This window comes from Pseudomonas sp. s4, from assembly GCF_046764235.1.
GTDB lineage: Bacteria > Pseudomonadota > Gammaproteobacteria > Pseudomonadales > Pseudomonadaceae > Aquipseudomonas > Aquipseudomonas asiatica.
In genome coordinates this window covers 4,405,612-4,427,730 of record NZ_CP177209.1, presented here as the reverse complement: position 1 = coordinate 4,427,730, position 22,119 = coordinate 4,405,612, and the positions used below count along the sequence as shown (strand labels likewise).

General features: G+C 63.7%; 22 protein-coding genes. 17 read left to right on the top strand and 5 right to left on the bottom strand.

From position 1 onward, the window contains the following. Entirely contained in the window at positions 1-396 is a 396-nt protein-coding gene (locus tag ACK56M_RS20530; RefSeq protein WP_015271199.1) for a DUF2802 domain-containing protein, read from the top strand. A 56-nt stretch (positions 397-452) separates the two neighbouring features. Here the strand turns inward: ACK56M_RS20530 and ACK56M_RS20525 are convergent, their stop codons facing one another. Together ACK56M_RS20525 and ACK56M_RS20520 are read right to left on the bottom strand one after the other, a co-directional pair. Beyond that, entirely contained in the window at positions 453-3,317 is a 2,865-nt protein-coding gene (locus ACK56M_RS20525) for a dermonecrotic toxin domain-containing protein (RefSeq protein WP_411958963.1), read from the bottom strand. Then, a complete protein-coding gene (locus tag ACK56M_RS20520) occupies positions 3,314-6,067 on the bottom strand; it encodes a dermonecrotic toxin domain-containing protein (RefSeq protein ID WP_411958962.1) in 2,754 nt (917 codons plus the stop codon). Before ACK56M_RS20520 ends, ACK56M_RS20525 begins: the two co-directional genes overlap by 4 nt. Positions 6,068-6,300: 233 nt before the next feature. On the opposite strand from ACK56M_RS20520, the gene ACK56M_RS20515 reads away from it, so the two are divergent. The 6 genes from ACK56M_RS20515 (at position 6,301) to ACK56M_RS20490 (ending at position 11,459) form a co-directional block, all read left to right on the top strand. Next, entirely contained in the window at positions 6,301-6,876 is a 576-nt protein-coding gene (locus ACK56M_RS20515) for a GNAT family N-acetyltransferase (RefSeq protein ID WP_411958961.1), read from the top strand. A 73-nt stretch (positions 6,877-6,949) separates the two neighbouring features. Further along, positions 6,950-7,672 carry a TenA family transcriptional regulator gene (locus ACK56M_RS20510; RefSeq protein WP_015271195.1) on the top strand — a complete coding sequence of 241 codons (723 nt, stop codon included), beginning with the start codon at positions 6,950-6,952 and terminating at the stop codon, positions 7,670-7,672. A gap of 23 nt (positions 7,673-7,695) precedes the next feature. Then, the gene (locus ACK56M_RS20505) at positions 7,696-8,925 is read left to right on the top strand and encodes an MFS transporter (protein WP_003257315.1); all 1,230 of its coding nucleotides are present in this window, start codon (positions 7,696-7,698) and stop codon (positions 8,923-8,925) included. Positions 8,926-8,975: 50 nt separating this feature from the next. Continuing rightward, on the top strand, positions 8,976-10,241 hold the full coding sequence (locus ACK56M_RS20500) for an aminotransferase class I/II-fold pyridoxal phosphate-dependent enzyme (RefSeq protein WP_054573513.1): 1,266 nt from the start codon (positions 8,976-8,978) through the stop codon (positions 10,239-10,241). Then, positions 10,234-10,461: a hypothetical protein gene (locus ACK56M_RS20495; RefSeq protein WP_015271192.1), complete on the top strand. Its 228-nt coding sequence runs from the start codon at positions 10,234-10,236 to the stop codon at positions 10,459-10,461. Before ACK56M_RS20500 ends, ACK56M_RS20495 begins: the two co-directional genes overlap by 8 nt. A gap of 71 nt (positions 10,462-10,532) precedes the next feature. After that, positions 10,533-11,459: a dienelactone hydrolase family protein gene (locus tag ACK56M_RS20490; protein ID WP_015271191.1), complete on the top strand. Its 927-nt coding sequence runs from the start codon at positions 10,533-10,535 to the stop codon at positions 11,457-11,459. A 12-nt stretch (positions 11,460-11,471) separates the two neighbouring features. Here the strand turns inward: ACK56M_RS20490 and ACK56M_RS20485 are convergent, their stop codons facing one another. The 3 genes from ACK56M_RS20485 to ACK56M_RS20475 all read right to left on the bottom strand — a co-directional run bounded on the left by ACK56M_RS20485 (position 11,472) and on the right by ACK56M_RS20475 (position 14,431). Further along, positions 11,472-12,443 (bottom strand): GlxA family transcriptional regulator, encoded by a 972-nt coding sequence (locus ACK56M_RS20485; RefSeq protein WP_015271190.1) that lies wholly within the window; start codon positions 12,441-12,443, stop codon positions 11,472-11,474. 90 nt (positions 12,444-12,533) lie between these two features. After that, positions 12,534-12,878 (bottom strand): EscU/YscU/HrcU family type III secretion system export apparatus switch protein, encoded by a 345-nt coding sequence (locus ACK56M_RS20480; protein WP_015271189.1) that lies wholly within the window; start codon positions 12,876-12,878, stop codon positions 12,534-12,536. Then, positions 12,875-14,431 (bottom strand): flagellar hook-length control protein FliK, encoded by a 1,557-nt coding sequence (locus ACK56M_RS20475; protein ID WP_100412952.1) that lies wholly within the window; start codon positions 14,429-14,431, stop codon positions 12,875-12,877. Before ACK56M_RS20475 ends, ACK56M_RS20480 begins: the two co-directional genes overlap by 4 nt. A gap of 266 nt (positions 14,432-14,697) precedes the next feature. Here ACK56M_RS20475 and ccmA point away from each other — a divergent pair, with 266 nt between their 5' ends. From ccmA to ACK56M_RS20425, 10 genes are read left to right on the top strand one after another with little or no spacing between them, the layout of a single operon-like run. Next, positions 14,698-15,330: a cytochrome c biogenesis heme-transporting ATPase CcmA gene (gene ccmA / locus ACK56M_RS20470; protein WP_013973564.1), complete on the top strand. Its 633-nt coding sequence runs from the start codon at positions 14,698-14,700 to the stop codon at positions 15,328-15,330. After that, complete coding sequence (gene ccmB, locus ACK56M_RS20465; RefSeq protein WP_013973563.1) at positions 15,318-15,995, top strand: heme exporter protein CcmB; 678 nt, start codon at positions 15,318-15,320, stop codon at positions 15,993-15,995. The genes ccmA and ccmB overlap by 13 nt, the downstream gene beginning before the upstream one ends. A gap of 46 nt (positions 15,996-16,041) precedes the next feature. Further along, on the top strand, positions 16,042-16,809 hold the full coding sequence (locus tag ACK56M_RS20460; protein WP_012273476.1) for a heme ABC transporter permease: 768 nt from the start codon (positions 16,042-16,044) through the stop codon (positions 16,807-16,809). After that, positions 16,806-16,982 (top strand): heme exporter protein CcmD, encoded by a 177-nt coding sequence (ccmD, locus tag ACK56M_RS20455; RefSeq protein ID WP_003257324.1) that lies wholly within the window; start codon positions 16,806-16,808, stop codon positions 16,980-16,982. Before ACK56M_RS20460 ends, ccmD begins: the two co-directional genes overlap by 4 nt. Beyond that, a complete protein-coding gene (ccmE, locus tag ACK56M_RS20450; protein WP_015271187.1) occupies positions 16,979-17,434 on the top strand; it encodes a cytochrome c maturation protein CcmE in 456 nt (151 codons plus the stop codon). Before ccmD ends, ccmE begins: the two co-directional genes overlap by 4 nt. A gap of 11 nt (positions 17,435-17,445) precedes the next feature. Then, positions 17,446-19,419: a heme lyase CcmF/NrfE family subunit gene (locus tag ACK56M_RS20445; protein WP_015271186.1), complete on the top strand. Its 1,974-nt coding sequence runs from the start codon at positions 17,446-17,448 to the stop codon at positions 19,417-19,419. Continuing rightward, positions 19,416-19,952, top strand: coding sequence for a DsbE family thiol:disulfide interchange protein (locus ACK56M_RS20440; RefSeq protein WP_015271185.1), 537 nt, complete (start codon positions 19,416-19,418; stop codon positions 19,950-19,952). Before ACK56M_RS20445 ends, ACK56M_RS20440 begins: the two co-directional genes overlap by 4 nt. Further along, complete coding sequence (locus tag ACK56M_RS20435) at positions 19,949-20,437, top strand: cytochrome c-type biogenesis protein (protein WP_003257333.1); 489 nt, start codon at positions 19,949-19,951, stop codon at positions 20,435-20,437. Before ACK56M_RS20440 ends, ACK56M_RS20435 begins: the two co-directional genes overlap by 4 nt. Beyond that, positions 20,430-21,620, top strand: a complete 1,191-nt coding sequence (gene ccmI / locus ACK56M_RS20430; protein WP_015271184.1) for a c-type cytochrome biogenesis protein CcmI — start codon at positions 20,430-20,432, stop codon at positions 21,618-21,620. Before ACK56M_RS20435 ends, ccmI begins: the two co-directional genes overlap by 8 nt. A gap of 12 nt (positions 21,621-21,632) precedes the next feature. Next, positions 21,633-22,049, top strand: coding sequence for a hypothetical protein (locus tag ACK56M_RS20425; RefSeq protein WP_013973557.1), 417 nt, complete (start codon positions 21,633-21,635; stop codon positions 22,047-22,049). The last annotated feature ends 70 nt before the right edge of the window (positions 22,050-22,119 follow it).

Sequence of the window (22,119 nt, the reverse complement as noted above, 5' to 3'; positions counted from 1 at the left end):
TTGATCCTAGAGGTTGCTGTCATCTTCCTGGCGCTGGTCTGGGCGCTGAGCCTGTGGTTTTTCCTCAACTACAGCAAGCGCCAGCGCGAGCTGGCTGCGCAGCAGGCAGCGGGTGACGCGCTGCGTGACCAGCGCATCAAGGACCTGGCCAAGCGCCTGGACGATTACCAGAACGGTACCGTGCGCATGGGCGAGGCGCTGCATGACTTGCGCGTGGCGGTTGCGCCGCTGCCCGACAAGATCCAGCAACTGGAGCAGCGCGACCCGCACAACGTCACCTTCACCCAAGCGGCCAAGCTGGTGGGCATGGGCGCCAGCGTGGCCGAGCTGACCGAAAGCTGCGGCCTGACCCAGGCCGAGGCAGAACTGATGAGCAAGCTGCATCGCGGCAACTGATTGCCATGAGTCTTGTGCGGCCCCAGGCACAGCGGCCGCGCAAGCCCGACCGGCCGTCAGTAACCCTGAGCGTTCCCTGCCATTGCGACCTCTTCCAGGGGTAGCAACCGCAGCTCTGCACGCCGTTGTGCTGCTTCATCCAGCAGCGCGTCGTAGTTCAGGGTGTGCATGTTTGCCAGGTCCGCCACCTGCCTGAAGGTGTAGAGCTCAGGTAGACGTTGGTCGATTACATGGTTGAGCACCGCGGGCCCGGTCAGCGTGTTGAGCCTTTCGGTATAGGCCTGGAATGCCGCCGCATGCTGCCGCGGCGGTTTGGGAGCCTCGTAGAACGCCTGGCCCTCCGGGGTGAGGTAACGGCCCAGGATCTCGTCCGAAATGGCGTTCAGCACCGGATTGCCAGCACGGCTGCCAATCATGCTGGTGTTGTAGCTGGTATACATGCCCAATTGCGCATTGCACACCGGGCTCCTCAACAGCAGCCCGTCGAGGGGCGTGGTGAGCGGTACGCTGTCGATCTTTGCCCGTAACTGCCCGGTTGCGTCCGGCTCGACCAACAGATGGTCGTCAATATCCAGGTAGATGCCGCCTTCGCTATGCAGGATGCGGTAGCGCAAAATATCGGAGGCCGAGGAGAAGTTGCTGGCCACACCGCCATTTCCTTCCAGCGCAGCCTGGTACTGGTCGAAGTATTCACTTGCCGCGAATTGATGATAGAAAGTCTGCTGCTCCAGTACTGCAACCTTCAATCCCCTGTCGATGCGGGGCTGCAGCAGGGTCATGTTACGTTCGAATGCCTGAGGGTTGGCGTTGGAGAGGTAGAGTTTGAGCGTGAAATCGCTGTTGCGTAGTGCCTGCACGTTGTTGTCGAGCGCGGCCAGGTAATCACCGGCGATCGTCCTGTCACCCAGCCAGATGTGAAATACCTGCCTGGGGACGGGTATGCCTGGTGCAGTCCCCAGCGCATCGAGGTCGATGGGCAGCTGCAGATCGATACCCAGTGCCCGCAGCGTGCGCGAGCGCGATGCCGGGCTGATTTCCCGCAACGGGTCCGTATCGGGCAGCAGTCGGCTGATCGAGGGCTGCAGCGGATCGGCGCTGGCCACATAGTGCTGGGCGCCGCGTGTGCCGTTGGGGTACTTGAGCACGAAACTGTCCTGTCGGGCGTCGTAGTACAGCGGGTGTGGGCCATTCCCCGCATCGCCGATCAGTTCGTCACCTGTGCCGAATGCCTTGCGCCGCGTTACGCAGCGGGCAACGTGTGAGTCTGCGCCGGGCAAGGTGGTGGCTACTTGGTCACCCGCTACTGCCAAGTCCTGGAAATAGGGTGTCATCGCAGGCCCGGGCCAGCGTGGCGGCGAGACCGGGCTCAGCGGGTAGCCTATGCGGCCATTGAGCCTCACCGGTTTGATGAAGCCAATGGGGCGTTGGCCGAACAGCGCCTTGCTCGCCTTGACCCCGCGCGCCAGCCCCGGGGCTGCGTTCAGCAGGCCGAACACGGCCTGCTCCGCGCCTTCGAGCTGTTGGTTCACATCCTTGCCGTGCAGCGCCTGGTCCAGGCCTACTGTAAATTGGGCCACCCCGGCCACGGCAGCCAGGGGTAGCAGTCCGGGAACCACCAGCAGAAACGGTGTGGCCAGGTTCATGGTCAGGTAGAAATAGCTGCGCCATGCGGCCTTGGTCACTTCACTGTCGCGCGTGATCAGGAAGTCGGCGTCGGATTGGCTGCGTTGACGTTGTGCCACCGTCAATGCCTCGAACAGGTTGTATTCGATGCGTGGGCTGGAGGTGTCTGCCTTGTAGTTGATCAGGGTGTGCGGGTTCCAAACCCTGGCCAGGCGATACACGCTGGTTGCAGGCAGGATGATCTGGCGGGGCGGGAAATCGGCCATGCCCTGAAGTACCCGACGCAACCCCGAGCGGCCAATCCTGTCCGGAATATCGCAGGCCCTGAAGTGGGCAAGCAGGGCTGCCCGTTTGTCGGCGTCGCGGCACTGCCTGGCAAGCCACGCACGCATGGCGCCTGGGTTGGCGAACTCATGCAACGGCGCCGCATTGCCCGGTATGTACAGCAAGGTCAGGCGGCTGCGCATATCGCTCAGGCAGAGGATGTCGCTCGATGGGTAGCCATTGATGTTCAGCAGCCTGGCCTCTACCCCGTTGTCACTGAGGTTGGCGCCGTGGTGCCAGCGTTCCACGCCTGCCGCCCGCCACGCCAGGCTGCGCCCCTGTTCACTGAGGTTGCCCCGCAATGCCTGCCTGTTGCAGGCAGCGAGGAATGCGATGCACGCGCTGACGCTGTACTGGCTGGCGGCATGGGCCCAGAAGTCATCGAGCTGGCGTTTGAATACGCCCTGGAAGTCGAGTTGCCAGATGAAGGACTGGAAGGTCGTGGCGTCGAACTGCACATAAGTGCTGGCGTCGTAGCGCATGGGTGCGGTCTGGCGGAAAAGGCCATGGAATTCGGTGTGCACATCGATGTCGTGGTCCAGGCCACTTCCTGGCAATTCATCGACGATCGTCACCTGACCATTGCTGAAGGCCTGGGCCCAGGGCGCTCGACCGTGTGGCAGGGAAAGCTCTGGCAGTACACCTAGCAGGTCGACGGTGGCCGTCCCGCCTCTTAGCAGCAGCTGCGCGGTTTGCTCGGCAACCTTGGAGTAGCCGCTTTGCTGCCAGTTGCCAAGCAGCGCTTCGGTCAGGCTCATTTGTTGGACGATCTTGGCCAGCCAGCCCCGCTTGGGAACGAATTTGCAATGCAAGGTCACTGCAAGCGTGTTGTCGGGTTCCACGTCCAGCCGCTGCTGGCTGGCCCATTCGCGGATGGCTGCACTGGCACTGCAGTCAGGGCGAGGCACGGAACCCAGCATTGCCTTGACGTAGTCTTGGCCGGCTGCGCCGACCACAGGTTGGCGCGGGTTCATGTTCGGCTCCAGGAATGGTTGCCACCGACAGTGGCGAAGCGGTTCAGAGGCAGGAGTGTACGCACCGAATCGCGCATGCGTGGCAGATCGACGAACCGGTAGGCATTGATGCGCGGCATCCCATAGAGATTGGTGAGCTGGCGCAGGATGCGCAGGCTCGGCAGTTGCCGATCGACCACGTCGCTGAGCAGGGCAGGGCCGGTGAGGTAGCTCAGGCGGCTGGCATACTCATAGAAATTCCCCGGGTCTTCAGCCAGGCTGGGCTTGCTGTCGTAGAAGTCGCGATTGAGCTGGTAGCGTGCGTACATCTCTTCGGAAATGGCCTCCAGGGTGGGGTTGCCGGGGTGGCTGCCGATGAGGCTGGAGTTGTAGAGGCTGTTCATGCCCATCTTTTCATTGGACATGGGCGGTACCAGCAGCAGCCCATTGGCGTCCGTGCTCAAATCGACCTGATCGATGGGTTCACCGGCGGCACCTACCGGTTGGCCGTCGATGATCAATGAGTATTCGCCTGGCGCGAGCAAGGTGTCATCGACATCCATGTACAGGCCACCTTCGTGGTGCAGCATCGGGTAGCGCAGCACATCGCATGCCGATGCATAGTTGCGGGCAACGCCGCCGTTGCCATCCAGGGCAGCGTCGTACTGCGCGTAGTACCTGCTTTGGCGGAAAGCCCTGAAGAAGGCCTGCTCTTCCAAGGGCAGCACCTGCAAGCCCGGGGCATGACTGGCCAGCAGCTCCAGGTTTTCGGCATAGGCCTGCCGGGCAGTGCTGGAAAGGAACAACCGCATGCTGTATTCGCTACCTTGCAACCGCGCTGCGTTCTGGCCCAAGTTGGCCAGCAGCTCCGGGCCGATGATCTGGTCACCGACCCACAGGCAGGAGATGTGCTTGGGTATTGGCCAACTGCCTGGCGCTCTGGCCGGCACCTGTAGCGGCAATGGCAGGTCCACGCCCAGCGCCCGCAGGGTACGACTGCGCATCGCATGGGTAACCACGCGCCCTTGTGGCGCGGGGCGCAGGTTCCGGCTGCCGGGTACCGCCACGAAGCCGACAGGGTCGACCTGGTTCAGGTCTTCGGCCCGAATGAATACGTCCCGCTCCATGTCGTAGATCACCCTGGCGTTGTAGCCATCGATGTTCGCTGCCAGGGTGTCTGGCTCACCATCGTACTGGGGTGTACGAATGACGGCGTCGGCAACTGCCTGGTCAGCGTCCTCCAGTGGCTCTATCGGGTCGGTGATATGGAAGTAGCTTGCGCCCTCGGGCTCCGGGAAGCGCGGTGGCGAGAGCGGGCTCAGGGGGTAGCCGATCTGTTCATTCAGCCGCGTCGGCGGCGCGAAACCTTCGACCTTGAATTCGAACAACGCCTGGGCCCTTGCGGCAGCGCCTGCCGCCAGGGGCAAGGCGTTGAACAGGCCCCAGGTGATGTTGCCGATGCCTTCCTGCTGCTGCTGAAGTGACTTGCCGTTGATTGCCTGGTCGAGCCCCAGGCCAAGCTGGGCGATACCGCCGACGGCCAGCAGCGGCCCCAGGCCGGGTACTACCAGGCACAGTGGCGCCAGCAGGTTGAGCGTAGTGGCCAGGTAGCCACGCCACCTGGCCTTGATGACTTCGCTGTCAGCCGTGATCAGAAACGCGGCATCGTCGTAGCTGCGCTGACGCTGGCGCTCGGCCAGTGCCTGGAACAGGTCGCCCTTGATTTTGGGGTTGTACTTGGCTGGTCGATAATTGACATAGGTCTGCGGCGGCCAGGTGCCGTCGTCGTTGAAATAGCCGTGTTCGGGCGGCAGCAGGTGCCGTTCAGGGTAGGCGCCCAGCCCCTCCATGGCAGTGTCCAGGCCGCTGAAGTCGAGGCCTTGCGGACAATCTGCCAGGCGAAAGTGCTGTTTCAGGGCCTGGCGCCTGGTCGGGTCTTTGCATTGTTCACCGACCCAGGCCTTCAATTCTCGTTCGCTGCTGAACGTCAGCAACGGTGAGCTGTTGCCAGGTACGTACAGCACCGTCAGGTCGGTGGCGGGGTCGTTCAGGTACAGCAGGTCGGTCGCTGCATAGCCGTAGATGCTCAACGTGCTGCGTCGCAGCCTGTTGCGCCGTGGCATCAGCCCGGCCGCTTGCCAGACCAGTTGCCGTGCAGGTTCGCTGAGGCTGCCCTCGCTGACCTGTCTGTTGCAGGCTGCGATGAAGTTGAGCTTCAGCGCCAGCCTGTGACTGTGCAGATGGTCACGCCAGTAGACATCCAGCGCCGCCTTGAAAGGCTGCTGGAAGTCCAGGTTGTTGATGAACTGCTGGAAGGCTTCGGCGCTTACCGGCAAATGGGTGGAAGCGTCGTAGCGTTGCGCGGTAGTGCGCCGGAACAGTCCGTTGAATACCTCGAAGGGTGCCCCGTAGTGATTGAAGGCGGGGGCCGGGAGGGTGTCCACCAACCGTATCGGACCTGCGGGTAACGCACCGGCCCATGGTGCTTGCAGCAGCTTGCCGAACACGTCACTGGCCGACTCGCCCTGCCAGTTGCCCAGCAGTGCCTGGGTCAGGCTGGTGCGCTGGCTGATCGCGGCCAGCTGGCCACCTGCGCCATCCGAACAGTAGTGGAGGGTAATGACGTCGAGCTGGTCCGGGTCCAGGTCATGGCCTTGCTGCGCAAGCCATTGGCGGATGGCGCGGTTGGCCTCACGATCGGGGCGGGGCACATGGCCAAGGTGGTCTATAACGTAATGCGTGCCCATCACGTTGATGCGGGTCGAATGCATGGGGGGTATACCTTGCGCTGAGATGAGGTCGGCAAGGTTGAAACAGGGGCGCGGGAAAACGGTGGTAGATATTTCGGTACAGGACCTGACCGGTCTCATCGCACCTGGCCTCGGTCGCTGATGGCATTTTGCATGTATGTCACTATCCTTCCGTTTCCTGTCCGGTTCCCTTCTTACCCGGGGTCTTACTTAAACGTTTAAATCCCTGCCTGTACGCACAAGGGATTTACGCAATGAACACCCTCTCTTCAAAGCAGTTGGCCCCCGGCGAACCACAGTTGCAGTGGTTGCGCCAGGCTGACAGCCATACCGCGCCAGCCATCATGCAACTCATCAACAGCACGGTTGGCGATGGCGGTGTTCTGGGTTACGAGCACGAGATGTCTGCCGGGCAGAGCGTCGAATTCACGGCCTCGCTGCAAGAGCGCATCCGTGGCGGCGATACCCACGTCCTGCTCGGCCAGGCAATGGCAGGGCCGGCATGCCTGGTCATCCTTTCGCGCAGCAGCATGCCGAACTGCCGGCATATTGCCGACCTTAGCAAGGGCGTGGTGCATCCGGCCTATCGCGGGTCCGGCCTGGTGGCACGGGCTTTCTGCGAAGTCGTGCGCTTGTGCCAGGCCCAAGGTATCGAGCTGTTGACCCTGGATGTGCGCGAGGGCACTCGTGCACACCGGTTATGGCTATCCTTCGGGTTTCAGACCTACGGCGTGCTTGACGACTACGCGCGGGTCGATGGCGTGAAGCATCGCGGCCATTACATGGCCCAGACCGTGGAAAGCCTTGCGCTGCGACTCAACCTGCACTGAATTGCCCTTCATTGACCCCGCCTGCGGTCATCCCCGTCAACGGCAACTGCTCATTCACCCAAGGAACGCCCCAATGGCCTTATCTACTGCAGATTTTCGCGATCAGTTGGAGCAGAAGCTGCACCACCATCTGACCTTGTCCCACCCGATATTCGAGGAATTGCTTGCGCCTGAGGGCAACCGGCTGCTGCTGCGCAAGGTCGCGCTGCAAGGCTACCAGCTCACCAAGTATTTCCTGACTTATGTCGAGCACTTGTTCTTTCATTGCCCGCTGCCCGCCCACAAGCGGGCATTGATCACCAATTGCTTCGAAGAAGAAACCGGCCGGCTTTCGCGCACCGATAACCATGTCGTGCTCATGCAGAACTTCCTGCGGGCGCTCGGTATCACCGATGCCGAGCGTGATGCCGAGCAACCGCTGCCAGCCACCCGGGAGTTGATCGATTTCCGCCTGCAGGCGGTACGGGACCCGGCGCGTTATCACATTGGTGCAGCAGCAGTGATGATCGCCAGCGAGGGGCAGAACCTCGAGACCGTCGCTGGAGATGCACGGCACGTGTTGCTGGGGCGAGCCTATGGCCTGACCGAACAGGACCTGCTGTTCTTCTCGGTGCACCAGAAGGAAGACGTGGGCCACGTCAATGAAGGCTTGGACCTTGTCTCGCAGTTGTGCACCACCGCGCAGATGCAGGAAGAGGCGTTGCAGGCGGTAGACCACACCTGCCGGCTGTTCTACGCAATGTACGAAAACATGTACCAAGCCTATTGCCGAGCTCCGCAAGCCGAGGCGGTGTAATGCCCACACGATAAGGATTGGCCATGAAACAGAAATTCAGCTCTACCTTGATCGTCTCGGTGCTGGTAGTCGGCTTCGTGGTGATGTTTCTGTCCAGCGCATTGAAAGGGTTGTACCAAGTCTACTTCGTCGACCTGGCCTCGCACTTTGGCGAGGGGCGCGCAGCCTTGGCCACCGCAGGATCGCTGTTCGTCCTGACCATTGGCCTGGTGTCGCCCGTGGTGGGGTGGCTGAGCGACCGGGTTGGCCCCTTGAGCACGGTGGCCCTTGGCAGTCTCAGCGGCGGGGTGGTGCTGCTGGGCGTGACCTTCGCCGGCACGCACCTGCTGGTGTTCACCCTGGTGTATGGCCTGCTTGGAGCCTTTGCCCTTGCGGCGATGACCTATGTACCCATGGGTATTCTGGTCGATCGCCTGGTCGCCGAACGGTTCAAGGCCTTCGCTTTCGCATTCGTCACCAACGGCACGTCCATCGGCTTCATCGTGCTGTCGCCGTTGTGGATCATGCTGCAGCAGAGCGTGCCCTGGCAGTCGGTGTTCTCTTGGGTTGGCCTGATCTTCCTGGTGCCTTTGAGCCTGGCGCTGTATTGGGTATCCCGCACCGTGCCGCTGAAGCCCGACCCGCAGGCGGCAAAGGTCAGGCATCCGGTGATGTTTCTGCTGCGTGACCCGCGCTTCTTCGTGCTGGCGCTCAGTTTCGCCAGTTGTGGTGCCACCATGGCGTTCATCGATGTTCATCTGGTGTCGTTCTGGCAGGGTGAGGCGCTGCCCAGTTCGGTGCAGGCCAGCGGCCTGAGCCTGCTGGGTGTGCTGGAACTGGTCAGCGGCCTGCTGGCGGGTTGGTTGGCCACCCGCTACAACAAGGGCCTGCTGCTGATGATGTTCTACCTGCTGCGAACCGCTGCGGTCATCGTGCTGCTGACCACGCCCGGGCCCCTCGGAACGTACGTGTTCGCTGTGCTGTTTGGCGCCAGTTACCTCGGAACGGTGGTGCTCACGTCTGCCTTCTGCTTCGCGCTGTATGGCGCCGAAATCAAAGGCAAGGTGTTTGGGATGCTGTTCCTGGTACACCAACTTGGCGCTTTGGTAGCCACGCAGCTGGGCGCACTGGATTTCGACCGGCATCAAAGCTACCAGCTGACCTTGGCCGGCCTGGCCACGGCCACGGCGGTGGCTGCCCTGGCGTCCTTGTGGCTGGTAGCGGTTCGCCCTTCAAGCGAAACCCTGGCCACTCAACTCGCCGAACCTGAATAGTCCACCGATCAATTGCGCATTGTTCAATGCAAACAAGGAGGCGCATAACCATGCAATCGACCGTGATTGGCCTGGATGATTTCAACGCAACTGATTTCAATGCAACCAGGGCGTTGCATGCTCACCGGGCCAGCGACCTGTCCGATGTGTTCTGTGAGCCGTTGGCCATGACGTCCGCCTATACCTTCGCTTCAGCCAAAGAGGCATGCGAGCGCTTCAGCGGCCAGCAGCAAGGCAATGTATACAGCCGGTTCACCAACCCGACCGTCCAAGCGTTTGAAAGCCGTGTGGCAGCGCTCGAACGCGCTGAAAGCGCAGTGGCGTTCGCTTCTGGTATGGGCGCTTTCACCGCGCTTTGTCACGCCTTTCTCCAGCAAGGCGACAACATCGTCTGCAGCCGGGACGTGTTCGGCACTACGGTCAATGCCTTCAGCTACTACATGGCCCGCTTCGGGATCGAGGCCCGATTCGTCGATTTGACAGACCTGGCGCAGTGGAAGTCAGCAATTGACGGCAGGACCCGCCTGGTGGTGTTGGAGTCGCCATCCAACCCGCTGCTGAAAATCGGTGATATCCGCGCCATAAGCATGCTGGCACATGAAAAAGGGGCATTGCTGGTGGTGGACAACACCTTGCTGACCCCTGTTTTTCAGCGGCCACACACACTGGGAGCGGACCTGGTCATCCACTCCGCTGGCAAGTACATGGATGGCCAGGGGCGTGCATTGGCGGGCGTCGTGACCGGTTCGCAAAGCCTCCTGCAGGTGTTGCGGGGTGTTCTGCGTACCTTGGGCATTTCTTGCAGCCCGTTCAACGCCTGGCTGCTGCTCAAAAGCCTGGAAACCCTCGAAGTCAGAATGATGCGGGCGCAGGAGAGCGCCTTTGAGCTGGCACGCTGGCTTATGGATCAGGACCTGGTGACTGAAGTCCATTACACCGGCCTTGAACACCACCCCCAGCATGCATTGGCATGCCGCCAGCAGGACGGCCATGGCGGGCTATTGGCTTTCGAGATCGTCGGGGGCCAGGCCGCAGCCTGGCAATGGATTGACGAACTGCGTTGTGTGGCGCGCTGTACCAACATCGGCGACACCCGCAGCATGGTCACGCATCCGGCCACAACCACACACGGGCGGTTGGACGCACAGGCACGCCAACAGGCGGGTATCACGGATGGTTTGATCAGGTTGTGTGTCGGCCTGGAGCGTGTTGACGATATCAAGGCCGACCTGCAACAGGCCTTCCGGGCCGTGTCCTCGCAAAGGTCCATGGCAGCGACGGCCGGCCGTCCCTGGAACGCGGTGTTCAATGGCTGAACTGCTCGCTTCAGGATTCGGCATCGGCGTGTTCGCCGTGGGGGTGCAGATCCTTGCATTGATCGCGGTATATGGCACGGCCTGCGCGAAGGAAGTGCGTTTTTATGCCGTGGCTTTTGTCCTGGCGAGTTGCGTGATGACAGGCATGGCGATGCTCGACCCGTTGGCATTCACCCAATGGCATGTCGATGGCCTGGCAGTAATGACGATGTGCGGCTGATGCCAGGCGCCGCCAATTTTCGATAACGGGTGCCGGTTCAACACCCGCTCATGACGTTCAGGGGTAACCAGATGTTCAAAGTAATGGCCATCAGCTTGGTGCTGGGCTGTGCGCTTCCGTTCGCAACGGCCCGGGCTGAGGTCGCCGCCACCGATAGCGGCACCGTTGCCACTGTCAGCAAACGATTGGTTTCTTTCTATAGTCAGCCCCTGCCATCCGCCGGCAAGGCGATACCAATTCGGGTTCCGGCTGTATTGTCGCTGCCGGCCAACGGTGCGGGCCCGGTACCGGCGGTGATCATCCTGCATGGCTCGGCGGGCATGGATTCGCGCGGCCCGTTGCATGGCGGCGACCTCAATGCCCGCGGCATCGCTACGCTGGAGTTGGATATGTGGGGCGCGCGCAGGCTTGCGGGCGGTGCACAAGGGCGGCCACCACGTGTGCACGATACCCTGCCGGACCTGGCAGGCGCCCTGGCTTACCTGGCCAAGCAACCCGGTGTCGATGACAAACGCGTGGGCGTGCTCGGGTTTTCCTGGGGTGGCGTACAGGCCATGCTCGCCGCCTCTGCTCCCATCAATGACGAACTGGAGAAAGCCTCAGGTGTTCGTCCCATCTCGATGGCCGCGTTCTACCCCGTGTGTTGGGGTTACAACCGTGTGCCAGGTTATACCTTCAAGCATCTGGCCCCGGCGCGCTTGCTGGTGCTGGTGGGCGAAAACGACCAGTACGACGATGACCCGCGTGCCTGTTCGTCGTTGATTTCAAACCTGCCCAGCGAAGACCAGGCGCGGGCGCAGGTGCTGGTGTACCCCGGCGCAGAGCACGGCTTCAATGGGTTGGAGGCTGCACAGGAGTATCAGGACCCGTTCCTGCACCGTGGCCAGGGAGGCGTGGGGCGTTCGGCACCTGACCCGGCAGCGCGCGACGCTTCGCGCCGGGCCGTGGTGGAGTTCTTCACCGAAAGCTTCGCCCCGACTGCGATAAGCGAGCGGTAGCAGCACAAAGATCTAGGCGCCCTCGTTAGCCAGAGCATGGCGAAACTGCAGTGGCGGCTGCGGCATTTCCTGGCGCCATGCCAGGCGAAAGGCATGGCTGCTGCCGTAGCCGCAACGCTCGGCGATCTGTTCCACGTTGAGATGGCTGCCGCGCAAAAGCTCACGGGCCAGGTCGATGCGTTGGGCGCGCAGGTAGTTCTGCAGCGTTTGGCCGGTATTATCGCGGAACAGCCGCGCCAGGTGCCGGTAGCTCACATTGAACTGGCTGGCCAGTTGTTCGAAGCTGAAGTTGGTACCCAGGTGTGCATCCATGTAGTCCTGGGCTGCATGCACCAACGGGTGGATGTGGTTGCGCGCCAGGTCTGCCGCGCGCAGTTGCACATCTTCGCCGGCGCGGCGACGGTAGATGACCAGTTCCTGCGCCACCTGGTTGGCTACTACCTTGCCAAATTGCAGGCTGACGATGTGCAGCGCCAGGTCGGTTCCGCTGGACACGCCTGCCGAGGTGAACACGCCATCATCCTCGACGAACAGGCGGTTCTCCAGCACCTTGGCTGCTGGGTAGCGCGTTCGCAGCAAGTCGACGTAACGATGGTGCGTGGTGCATTGCCGGCCATCCAGCAAGCCAGCTTCGCCCAGCAGAAACGCACCGGTGCATATGGAGCACAGTTGTATATCCGGCGTTTGCCTGACCACCTGCGCCAGCCACCGGGCTGTGGCGGTCAATATCGCGGTATCGGCGGGTGTCGCAGAGAGCTTGTTGCCCACCACGAACAGCAAGTCCTGCGGTGCCAGCCGGTCAGGCAACTGGTGCAGGCCACTCAGTGTCACGCCCTGAAAACTGCTGACTTGTTGTCTGGCGGCTATGCAACGTACGTTGACCGGAGCCAGCTGGAGTTCTTCAAGGCTCGCCATGATTTGTAACGGGCCGCCGAGATCAAGGATGTGGGTGCCCGGAAGCAGCAAGAACCAGATGGTACGCATTACAGTATTCCTTACATCGCCAAGCGCCTGACCTTGAGCGGCACGTTACCAATATGGCGCAAAAAGGCAATTTGCATGAATACCAGGTGGTCAGGTGCCTTCGCCTTCTGGCAGCAGCCTTCCCAGGAGCGGTGGCACAGGCCCTGGGGCGGCAGGTTCGTCATCGAAGCCCGCGGGCACCTTGCCCCGCAGGTGCCAGGCAAAGGCGATGATTTCGGCGATGGTCAGATACAGCGCCTCCGGTATCTGGTCCCCCAGCTCCAGGCGCGCCAGCAGACGCACCAGCTCGGCATTTTCGTAGATCGGCACCTCGTGTTCCCGGGCCAATGCCAGGATGGCCTCGGCCAGCGCATCGTCACCCTTGGCGGTGAGGGTCGGAGCTTGCTGCCCGTCGTAGAACAGGGCAATCGCCTGGCGTGCAGGTTGGTGCGTCATGCGTTCTCATCCACCCAACGTTGTTCTACCCGCGTACGCGGGCCTTGTGGTGGGATACCAGGATGGCATTCCAGATCACCCACATCCAGGCCCCGCGCCAACAGGCGTTCGCGCAAGCTGCCGAGCTGGCTGTCGATCAGCCGGGCTGTCGCCTCGCGTTCCGCCCAAAGCTGGCCACCCAGGCGGCCTTGGCTCAGTTGTGCCTGGACCTGCACCGGGCCAAGGGGCGAGAGGTCGAAAGCCAGCTCGATACGCCACAGGGCTTGCAGCGGGTCGGCTGACTCCTGCTGGCGGTCGGCCTGCTGTTGTGGCGTTTCCTCGCGCTGCAGCTTGACCTGCAACGGGATGAACTCCTGGCCGTGACGGATCGGCACTTCGGTTTGCCAGGTGGTCTGCAGGTTGCCGTTTTCCAGGGTACCGGTTTGTTGCAGGCTGCTCATGGCATGGCTTTGCAGGCGCGATACGGCAGCGGCGGCCAGGCGTAGCAATTGTTGCAGGTCGCCTTCGTCCTCCATGGCCTTGAGCAGGCGCGACGGCAGCGGGAATGCGCCCGGCTGCGGCTTGGGGCTGACCCGTTCGAGCATGCCCAGCGCGCTGCGGGCCAGGACCGGCATGGTAACGGCCAGGCTGGCGGGCGCCAGGTTGGGCGCCCCGGGTACGCTTGCCGGCGTGATGGTGATCAGCCGCAGCAAGTGGGCCTTGAGGTCGGTGGCGACGCTGGCCGGGAAACCGCCCAGCAGTTTGGCTTCGAGAAAGGCACCGCTGTTGTTCAGGGCCTGCGCCACTGCCTTGGCATCACCCAGTTGCCGGGCTTCTGGCAGGCTCGCCAGCAGGCGTTCGGCGCTGGCTCGCAATTCGCCATCGGCGCCCGGGGCGCGGGCCACCTGTTGCAGGGCATTGAGCAGGCCGGGCAGCGAAGCCTGGCGGTTTTGTTGGGTCAGCAGCTGCTGGGCAATGCTGAGCTGGTCCTGGCGGCCGCTGAGCGGTACGAAACGCAGCGACTGGTCGCCTTGCACCAGCGCGCTGAGCAGGCTGCCAACGGCCAGCGGGCGCGGGCTGTCCACGCTCAGGGTAGCGCCGGCCTGGGCGCTGTTGAGCAGGCTGACCAGCGCCCGGTAGACGGCTGGCTGGCCGGGCGCCTGGGCCAGCGCCTGGTTGGTCAGGACCTTGCCCTGCAGCAGGGTGCCGACCGACACTTTGCTGGTGTCCAGGCGGGTGAGGGTGGCGACCTGGCTGGCGCTGGCCTGCTGCAACATGATCGCCAGGCGGTTGCTTTCGGTCTGGCTGACCGTGACCTGGCTGCCCTGGGGCAGGGGCTCGCTGGCGCTGGCTTGCAGCTGGGTCTGGGTGCCGTTGGCCTGCATCAGCCGCAGCACCAGCTGAAAATCCTGGCCCACCTGGCGCAACGACATGACTTCGGCCTGGGCGGTCTCGCCGGGGGCCATCAAGCCGGGTTGCGGTTGTGTCAGGCGCAGCAGTTCGCCGGTCATGCCCGCCTTGATGGCCTGGGGGCTGATTGCGGTTTGTGCGCCGAGACTATTGATTTCAGTCATGATTGTATACAACCTGTCGAACCCGCCCTCTTGGCAGCGTGGCGGCGCGTGTAATAATGCCGGCCGTCCGTCGTTGCCAGTATAACGGCAGCGAGGGGGGCGACTTGAGATACAGGGCTCCAGGGCCGTGTCGCCTGCTTCGCGGGTGAACCCGCTCCTACAAGGGGTTGCGCAGCTTTCAAGCCTTGCGTGAAACCTTGTGGGAGCGGGCGTGCCCGCGAAGCAGGCGACACCGCTCCGGAGCCCTACAAAGATAAGGCGAAACCGTGACCCTTCACCTCCAAGCCGCGGGCCTGGCCTGCGAGCGCGACTGGCGCCTGCTGTTCGAGCACCTCGCTTTCGAGCTGCGGCCCGGCGACATGTTGCAGATCAGCGGCCCCAACGGCAGCGGCAAGACCAGCCTGCTGCGCTTGCTGGCCGGCCTGATGCAGCCGACGGCCGGGCAGATCCTGCTGGGTGGCAAGCCACTGGCCGAGCAGCGCCACGCCCTGGCCAGCATCCTGTTGTGGATCGGCCATGCAGCGGGCATCAAGGACCTGCTCACCGCCGAGGAGAACCTCACCTGGCTGTGCGCCCTGCACCAGCCGGCCAGCCGCGAGGCGATCTGGGCGGCACTGGCGGCCGTCGGCCTGCGTGGTTTCGAAGACGTGCCCTGCCACACCCTGTCTGCCGGCCAGCAGCGCCGCGTGGCCCTGGCCCGGCTGTACCTGGCCAGCCCGCCGCTGTGGATCCTCGACGAACCCTTCACCGCCCTCGACAAGCAGGGCGTGGCGCAGCTCGAGGCGCACCTGGCGGCCCACTGCGAGCAGGGCGGCACGGTAGTGCTGACCACCCACCACACGCTGGAACGCAAGCCCTCCGGTTACCGTGAACTGAACCTGGGGCAATGGGCGGCATGAGCGTATTCATCCTGTTGTTGCGCCGCGAAGCGCGCCTGCTGTTCCGCCGCCCGGCCGAGCTGGCCAACCCGTTGGTATTCTTCGCCATCGTGGTTGCGCTGTTCCCGCTGGCAGTCGGCCCGGAAAGCCAATTGTTGCAAACCTTGTCGCCAGGCTTGGTCTGGGTGGCGGCACTGCTGGCGGTGCTGTTGTCGCTGGACGGCCTGTTCCGCAGCGATTTCGAGGACGGCTCGCTGGAACAGTGGGTGCTGTCGCCGCACCCGTTGGCGCTGCTGGTGCTGGCCAAGGTGCTGGCACACTGGATCTTTTCCGGGCTGGCGCTGGTATTGTTGGCGCCGCTGCTGGCGCTGATGCTGGGGCTGCCTAGCCATTGCCTGCCGGTGCTGCTCGGCTCGCTGCTGCTGGGTACGCCGGTGCTGAGCCTTTTGGGCGCGGTGGGCGCGGCGCTGACAGTCGGTCTGAAACGCGGCGGTTTGCTGCTGGCATTGCTGATTCTGCCGTTGTATATCCCTGTATTGATCCTGGGCAGTGGTGCGTTGCAAGCGGCGTTGCAGAATATGCCGGCAACCGGCCACCTGCTCTGGCTCGCCAGCCTGACGGCCCTGGCCGTGACCCTGGCACCCTTTGCGATAGCGGCCGGCCTGAAGATCAGCGTCGGCGAATAACGAGTCCCGGGCTTTCAAGCCCGGCCAATACCCTGGATGTACCCTGATGAAAATAAGCTGGACGTGGTTCCACAAGCTGGGCTCCCCCAAATGGTTCTATGCCATCAGCGGCCGCATGCTGCCGTGGCTTGCCGGCGCTGCCGTGCTCCTGCTGCTGGTCGGCATCACCTGGGGCCTGGCCTTCGCCCCCCAGGACTACCAGCAAGGCAACAGCTTCCGCATCATCTACATCCACGTACCGGCGGCGATGCTGGCGCAGTCCTGCTACGTGCTGCTGGCAGTGGCCGGGGTGGTGGGGCTGGTGTGGAAGATGAAACTGGCCGACGTCGCCTTGCAATGCGCCGCCCCCATTGGCGCCTGGATGACCGCCGTGGCGCTGGTCACCGGGGCCATCTGGGGCAAGCCCACCTGGGGAAGCTGGTGGGTCTGGGATGCCCGGCTGACGTCCATGCTCATCCTGTTGTTCCTGTACTTCGGCATTATTGCGCTGGGCCAGGCAATCAGTAATCGTGACAGTGCAGCCAAGGCCTGTGCGGTACTGGCGATCGTCGGCGTGGTGAACATCCCGATCATCAAGTACTCGGTGGAGTGGTGGAACACCCTGCACCAGGGCGCCACCTTCACCCTCACCGAAAAGCCGGCGATGCCCGCAGAAATGTGGTTGCCGCTGCTGTGCACGGCGCTGGGCTTCTACTGCTTCTTCGGCGCGGTGCTGTTGCTGCGCATGCGCCTTGAAGTACTCAAGCGCGAAGCGCGCGCCAGTTGGGTCAAGGATGAAGTATTGAACAGCCTGGGGCGGAGGGCCGCACAATGAGTTTTGCCACCTTCGGTGACTTTCTCGCCATGGGCCACCATGGCCTGTACGTGTGGACGGCCTATGGCATCTGCCTGGCGGTGCTGGCGCTGAATGTCGCCACGCCCGTGCTGGCCCGCCGTCGCTACCTGCAAGATGAGGCGCGCCGTTTGCGCCGGGAGAACAACCAGTGAATCCGCAGCGCAAGAAACGCCTGTTGCTCATCGTCGGCCTGCTGGTCGGCGTCGGGGTTGCCGTCGGCTTTGCCTTGAGCGCATTGCAGCAGAACATCAACCTGTTCTACACACCGACCCAGATCGCCAACGGCGAAGCGCCGCTGGACACCCGCATCCGCGCCGGCGGCATGGTCGAGAAAGGTTCGGTACAGCGTTCGTCCGATTCGCTGGACGTGCGCTTCGTGGTCACCGACTTCAACAAGTCGGTGCCGATCACCTACCGTGGCATCCTCCCCGACCTGTTCCGCGAAGGGCAGGGCATCGTCGCCCTCGGCAAGCTCAACGCCGATGGCGTGGTGGTGGCCGATGAAGTACTGGCCAAGCACGACGAGAAGTACATGCCGCCCGAGGTTACCAAGGCCCTGAAGGAAAGCGGCCAGGCCGCCACCGGCGGGGAGGCCAGGCCATGAACGCGGCGCTGGTGATCCCCGAACTCGGCCAGCTGGCGATGATCCTGGCCATCTGCTTTGCTGCCGTGCAGGCCAGCGTGCCGCTGCTCGGCGCCTGGCGTGGCGACAGCCTGTGGATGAGCCTGGCGCGACCGGCTGCCTGGGGGCAGTTCGCCTTTCTGGCCTTTGCCTTCGCCTGCCTGACCCATGCCTTCATGACCGACAACTTCTCGGTCGCCTATGTGGCCAGCAACTCCAACAGCGCCTTGCCCTGGTACTACAAGTTCAGTGCCGTGTGGGGGGCGCACGAAGGTTCGCTGCTGCTGTGGGCGCTGATCCTCGGCGGCTGGACCTTCGCCGTGTCGGTGTTCTCGCGGCAGTTGCCGCAGGTGATGCTGGCCCGCGTGCTTGCGGTAATGGGCATGATCAGCGTGGGCTTCCTGAGCTTCCTGATCATCACTTCCAACCCCTTCCAGCGCCTGCTGCCGCAGGTGCCGACCGATGGCCGCGACCTCAACCCGCTGTTGCAGGACTTTGGCCTGATCGTCCACCCGCCGATGCTGTACATGGGCTACGTCGGGTTCTCGGTGGCCTTCGCCTTCGCCATCGCCGCCTTGCTCGGTGGCCGCCTGGACGCCGCCTGGGCGCGCTGGTCGCGGCCCTGGACCATCGTTGCCTGGGCCTTCCTCGGTGTCGGCATTACCCTGGGTTCGTGGTGGGCCTACTATGAACTTGGCTGGGGTGGCTGGTGGTTCTGGGACCCGGTGGAAAACGCCTCGTTCATGCCTTGGCTGGTGGGTACGGCGCTGATCCACTCGCTGGCGGTGACCGAAAAGCGCGGGGTATTCAAGAGCTGGACCGTGCTGCTGGCGATTGCCGCGTTCTCGCTGAGCCTGCTGGGTACCTTCCTGGTGCGCTCCGGTGTCCTGACCTCGGTGCATGCGTTTGCCGCCGACCCGTCGCGGGGCATTTTCATCCTGATCTTCCTGCTGTTCGTGGTCGGTGGTTCGCTCACTCTGTTCGCCCTGCGCGCACCGGTGGTCAAGAGCCAGGTCGGCTTTGCCCTGTGGTCGCGCGAGACGCTGCTGCTGGCCAACAACCTGGTGCTGGTAGTGGCGGCCTCGATGATTCTGCTCGGCACCCTCTACCCGCTGGTGCTCGATGCGTTGACCGGTGCCAAGCTGTCGGTCGGCCCACCGTATTTCGACGCCTTGTTCCTGCCGCTGATGGCACTGCTGATGGTGGTGCTGGGCGTGGGCGTGGTGGTGCGCTGGAAAGACACCCCCGGTAAATGGCTGGCCAGCATGATGACCCCGGTGCTGCTCGGCAGCGCCATCCTCGCGCCGGTGGCAGGCTTTATCGTCGACGACTTCGACTGGCCGACCCTGACCGCCTTCGCCCTGGCCGCCTGGGTGGTGCTTGGCGGGCTGCGCGACATTCTCGACAAGACCCGTCACAAAGGCCTGCTCAAGGGCCTGCCTGGCCTGGGTCGCAGCTACTGGGGCATGCAGCTGGCGCACCTGGGCCTGGCGGTGTGCGCGCTGGGCGTGGTGCTGTCGAGCAACAACAGCGCTGAACGCGACCTGCGCATGGCACCGGGCGAGAGCGTGGAGCTGGGCGGTTACCACTTCCTGTTCCAGGGGGCCCGGCACTTCGAAGGGCCGAACTTCATCTCCGACAAGGGCACCGTGGTGGTCAGCCGCGATGGCCGTGAAGTGACCACCCTGCACCCGGAGAAGCGCCTGTACACCGTGCAGCAGTCGATGATGACCGAAGCCGGCATCGACGCCGGCTTTACCCGCGACCTGTACGTCGCCCTCGGCGAGCCGCTGGAGAACGGCGCCTGGGCAGTACGCGTGCATATCAAGCCTTACGTCCGCTGGATCTGGCTGGGCGGTCTGCTGACCGGCCTGGGCGGGTTGCTGGCGGCCCTCGACCGGCGCTATCGCGTCAAGGTCAAGACCCGGGTGCGTGATGCCCTGGGCGTGTCTGGAGCAGCTGCATGAAGCGTTGGATCATGGTAGTCCCCCTGGCGGTATTCCTGCTGGTGGCGGTGTTCCTCTACAAAGGGCTGTTCCTCAAGCCCGACGAGCTGCCCTCGGCAATGATCGGCAAGCCGTTCCCGGCGTTTTCCCTGGCCTCGACCCAGGGCGACCGTACCCTGACCGAGGCCGACTTGCGTGGCCGCCCGGCACTGGTCAACGTGTGGGCCACCTGGTGCCCGTCGTGCAAGGTCGAGCACCCGTACCTGAACCAGCTGGCCCAGCAGGGCGTGGTGATCCACGGCGTCAACTACAAGGACGACAATGCGGCGGCCCTGAAGTGGCTGGCCGAGTTCCACAACCCGTACCAGTTGGACATTCGTGACGAGCAGGGCAGCCTGGGCCTGGACCTGGGCGTGTATGGCGCGCCGGAAACCTTCCTGATCGATGCCAAGGGCATCATCCGCTACAAGCACGTGGGCGTGGTCGATGCCACGGTCTGGCGTGAGCAGCTGGCGCCGCTGTACCAGGGCCTGGTCGACGAGGCCAGGCCATGAAGAGGGGGCTGGCAGCTGCCGTGCTGGGGCTCTTCATGGGGTTGAGCCTGGCAGGCGTGGCCAAGGCGGCCATCGACACCTACCAGTTCCGCGACGATGCCGAGCGTGAGCGCTACCAGCAGCTGACCAAAGAGCTGCGCTGCCCCAAGTGCCAGAACCAGGACATCGCCGACTCCAACGCGCCGATTGCCGCCGACCTGCGTCGGGAAATCTTCCGCATGCTCGGCGAGGGCAAGAGCAACCAGCAGATCGTCGACTTCATGGTCGACCGCTATGGCGACTTCGTGCGCTACAAGCCGGCGCTCAGCGGGCGTACCTGGCTGCTGTGGTTCGGCCCGGGGATTTTGCTGGCTGGTGGTTTCGTGGTGCTGGCGCTGATCGTGCGCCGGCGCCGCAGTGCGGCCGTGCAGGGCGCCAACGAGTTGTCCGCCGAAGAACGCGAGCGTCTCGCCAAATTGCTGGAAAAAGAACAGACCCATGATTGAATTCTGGCTTAGCGCGGGCCTGCTGCTGCTCGCTGCCCTCAGCTTCCTGCTGATCCCGATCCTGCGTGGCCGTGGCCGCCAGCAGGAAGAAGACCGCACCGCCCTGAACGTGGCCCTGTACCAGGAACGCGTCGCCGAACTGGCTGCCCAGCAGGCCGCCGGCGTGCTCGATGAGGCGCAAATGGCCAAAGGCCGTGACGAGGCCGCCCGTGAGCTGCTGGCGGATACCGAAGGTGCCGAGGCCCCGCGTCAGGGCCACTTGGGCAAGGCCCTGCCGTTGCTGGCGGCGCTGCTGGTGCCGCTGCTGGCATTGGGGCTGTACCTGCATTTCGGCGCGGCCGACAAGGTTGAGCTGACCCAGGAGTTTGCCGAAGCGCCCAAATCGATGGAAGAAATGACTGCCCGCCTGGAGCGGGTGGTGCAGGCCCAGCCGGATTCGGCCGAGGCCGTGTACTTCCTGGGCCGAGCCTACATGGCCGAGCAGCGCCCCGCCGATGCCGCGCGTACATTCGAGCGCGCCGTGGCCCTGGCCGGTCGCCAGCCCGAATTGCTCGGGCAATGGGCACAGGCGCTGTACTTCGCTGCCGACAAGAAATGGAGCCCGCAGCTGCAGGCGCTGACTGACGAGGCGCTGAAAGCCGACCCCAACGAAGTGACCAGCCTGGGCCTGCGTGGTATCGCTGCCTTCGAGGGCGAGCGTTACCAGGAAGCCATCGATTACTGGAAGCGCCTGCTGGCGCAACTGCCGGAAGGTGATACCTCGCGTGCGGCGCTACAGGGCGGTATCGACCGCGCTGCCGAGCGCCTGGGCGGTTCGCCGGGGCAGGCTGCGGCGCCCGTGGCGGCTCGCTTGAAGGTGCGCGTGGAACTGGCTGCGGCGTTGAAGGACAAGGTCAAGCCGGACGACACGGTATTCATCTTCGCCCGCGCCAGCAATGGCCCACCCATGCCGCTGGCGGCCAAGCGGGTGACTGTGGCGCAGTTGCCGATCGAGGTGGAACTGTCCGATGCTGACGCCATGATGCCGCAGATGAAACTGTCGGACTTTGCCGAAGTCCAACTCGTTGCACGTGTATCACGCGCTGGCCAGCCAACCCATGGCGAGTGGATTGGCCAGGGCACGCCATTGCCCAGCGCCACCCAGGCCATCCAGCACCTGACCATCGACAGCCCCGACCCGTAAGAGAGCAATGCCATGCACAGCATCGTCCGCCTGACCCTGATCACCCTGGCCCTGGGTTTGTCTGCGTGTACGGTGCATGAGCCGTACGAGCAGCCCGAACCACCGATCGAGCGCCTGCCGCCGCCGGGGCCGGCGGTCAAGCCCTTGCCGGACAGGCAGCCGGCCCCCGCGCCGAGCAAGCCTGCGGCCACGCCCAAGCCGATGCCTCGCACCTCGGCCAGCTTCGCGCCGCCGCCTGGCGGGGCGAGCCATTGGGACCCGAAGCTGGGTGTGTATGTGCTGGAGAAGAAGCCCAATACCTTCTACCGCCAGCGGACCTACTACCGCTTCAACAACGGCTGGAGCTGGTCGCTGAGCCCGGATGGGCCGTGGCAGGAGACTGACAGCAGCGGTGTGCCGGGTGGTCTGGGGCGTGCGTTCGCCCAATAATTGCAAGGTTGCCGTTGCCGTTGCCGTTGCCGTTGCCGTTGCTTTTGCTTTTGCTTTTAAGCGCGCGGTA

Bases quoted from the DNA above. Each gene is read 5' to 3' on its own strand.
- ACK56M_RS20525 (WP_411958963.1), bottom strand. From the start codon at position 3,317: ATGAACCCGCGCCAACCTGTGGTCGGCGCAGCCGGCCAAGACTACGTC.
- ACK56M_RS20520 (WP_411958962.1), bottom strand. From the start codon at position 6,067: ATGCATTCGACCCGCATCAACGTGATGGGCACGCATTACGTTATAGAC.
- ACK56M_RS20515 (WP_411958961.1), top strand. From the start codon at position 6,301: ATGAACACCCTCTCTTCAAAGCAGTTGGCCCCCGGCGAACCACAGTTG.
- ACK56M_RS20510 (WP_015271195.1), top strand. From the start codon at position 6,950: ATGGCCTTATCTACTGCAGATTTTCGCGATCAGTTGGAGCAGAAGCTG.
- ACK56M_RS20505 (WP_003257315.1), top strand. From the start codon at position 7,696: ATGAAACAGAAATTCAGCTCTACCTTGATCGTCTCGGTGCTGGTAGTC.
- ACK56M_RS20500 (WP_054573513.1), top strand. From the start codon at position 8,976: ATGCAATCGACCGTGATTGGCCTGGATGATTTCAACGCAACTGATTTC.
- ACK56M_RS20495 (WP_015271192.1), top strand. From the start codon at position 10,234: ATGGCTGAACTGCTCGCTTCAGGATTCGGCATCGGCGTGTTCGCCGTG.
- ACK56M_RS20490 (WP_015271191.1), top strand. From the start codon at position 10,533: ATGTTCAAAGTAATGGCCATCAGCTTGGTGCTGGGCTGTGCGCTTCCG.
- ACK56M_RS20485 (WP_015271190.1), bottom strand. From the start codon at position 12,443: ATGCGTACCATCTGGTTCTTGCTGCTTCCGGGCACCCACATCCTTGAT.
- ACK56M_RS20480 (WP_015271189.1), bottom strand. From the start codon at position 12,878: ATGACGCACCAACCTGCACGCCAGGCGATTGCCCTGTTCTACGACGGG.
- ACK56M_RS20475 (WP_100412952.1), bottom strand. From the start codon at position 14,431: ATGACTGAAATCAATAGTCTCGGCGCACAAACCGCAATCAGCCCCCAG.
- ccmB (WP_013973563.1), top strand. From the start codon at position 15,318: ATGGGCGGCATGAGCGTATTCATCCTGTTGTTGCGCCGCGAAGCGCGC.
- ACK56M_RS20460 (WP_012273476.1), top strand. From the start codon at position 16,042: ATGAAAATAAGCTGGACGTGGTTCCACAAGCTGGGCTCCCCCAAATGG.
- ccmD (WP_003257324.1), top strand. From the start codon at position 16,806: ATGAGTTTTGCCACCTTCGGTGACTTTCTCGCCATGGGCCACCATGGC.
- ACK56M_RS20440 (WP_015271185.1), top strand. From the start codon at position 19,416: ATGAAGCGTTGGATCATGGTAGTCCCCCTGGCGGTATTCCTGCTGGTG.
- ACK56M_RS20435 (WP_003257333.1), top strand. From the start codon at position 19,949: ATGAAGAGGGGGCTGGCAGCTGCCGTGCTGGGGCTCTTCATGGGGTTG.
- ccmI (WP_015271184.1), top strand. From the start codon at position 20,430: ATGATTGAATTCTGGCTTAGCGCGGGCCTGCTGCTGCTCGCTGCCCTC.
- ACK56M_RS20425 (WP_013973557.1), top strand. From the start codon at position 21,633: ATGCACAGCATCGTCCGCCTGACCCTGATCACCCTGGCCCTGGGTTTG.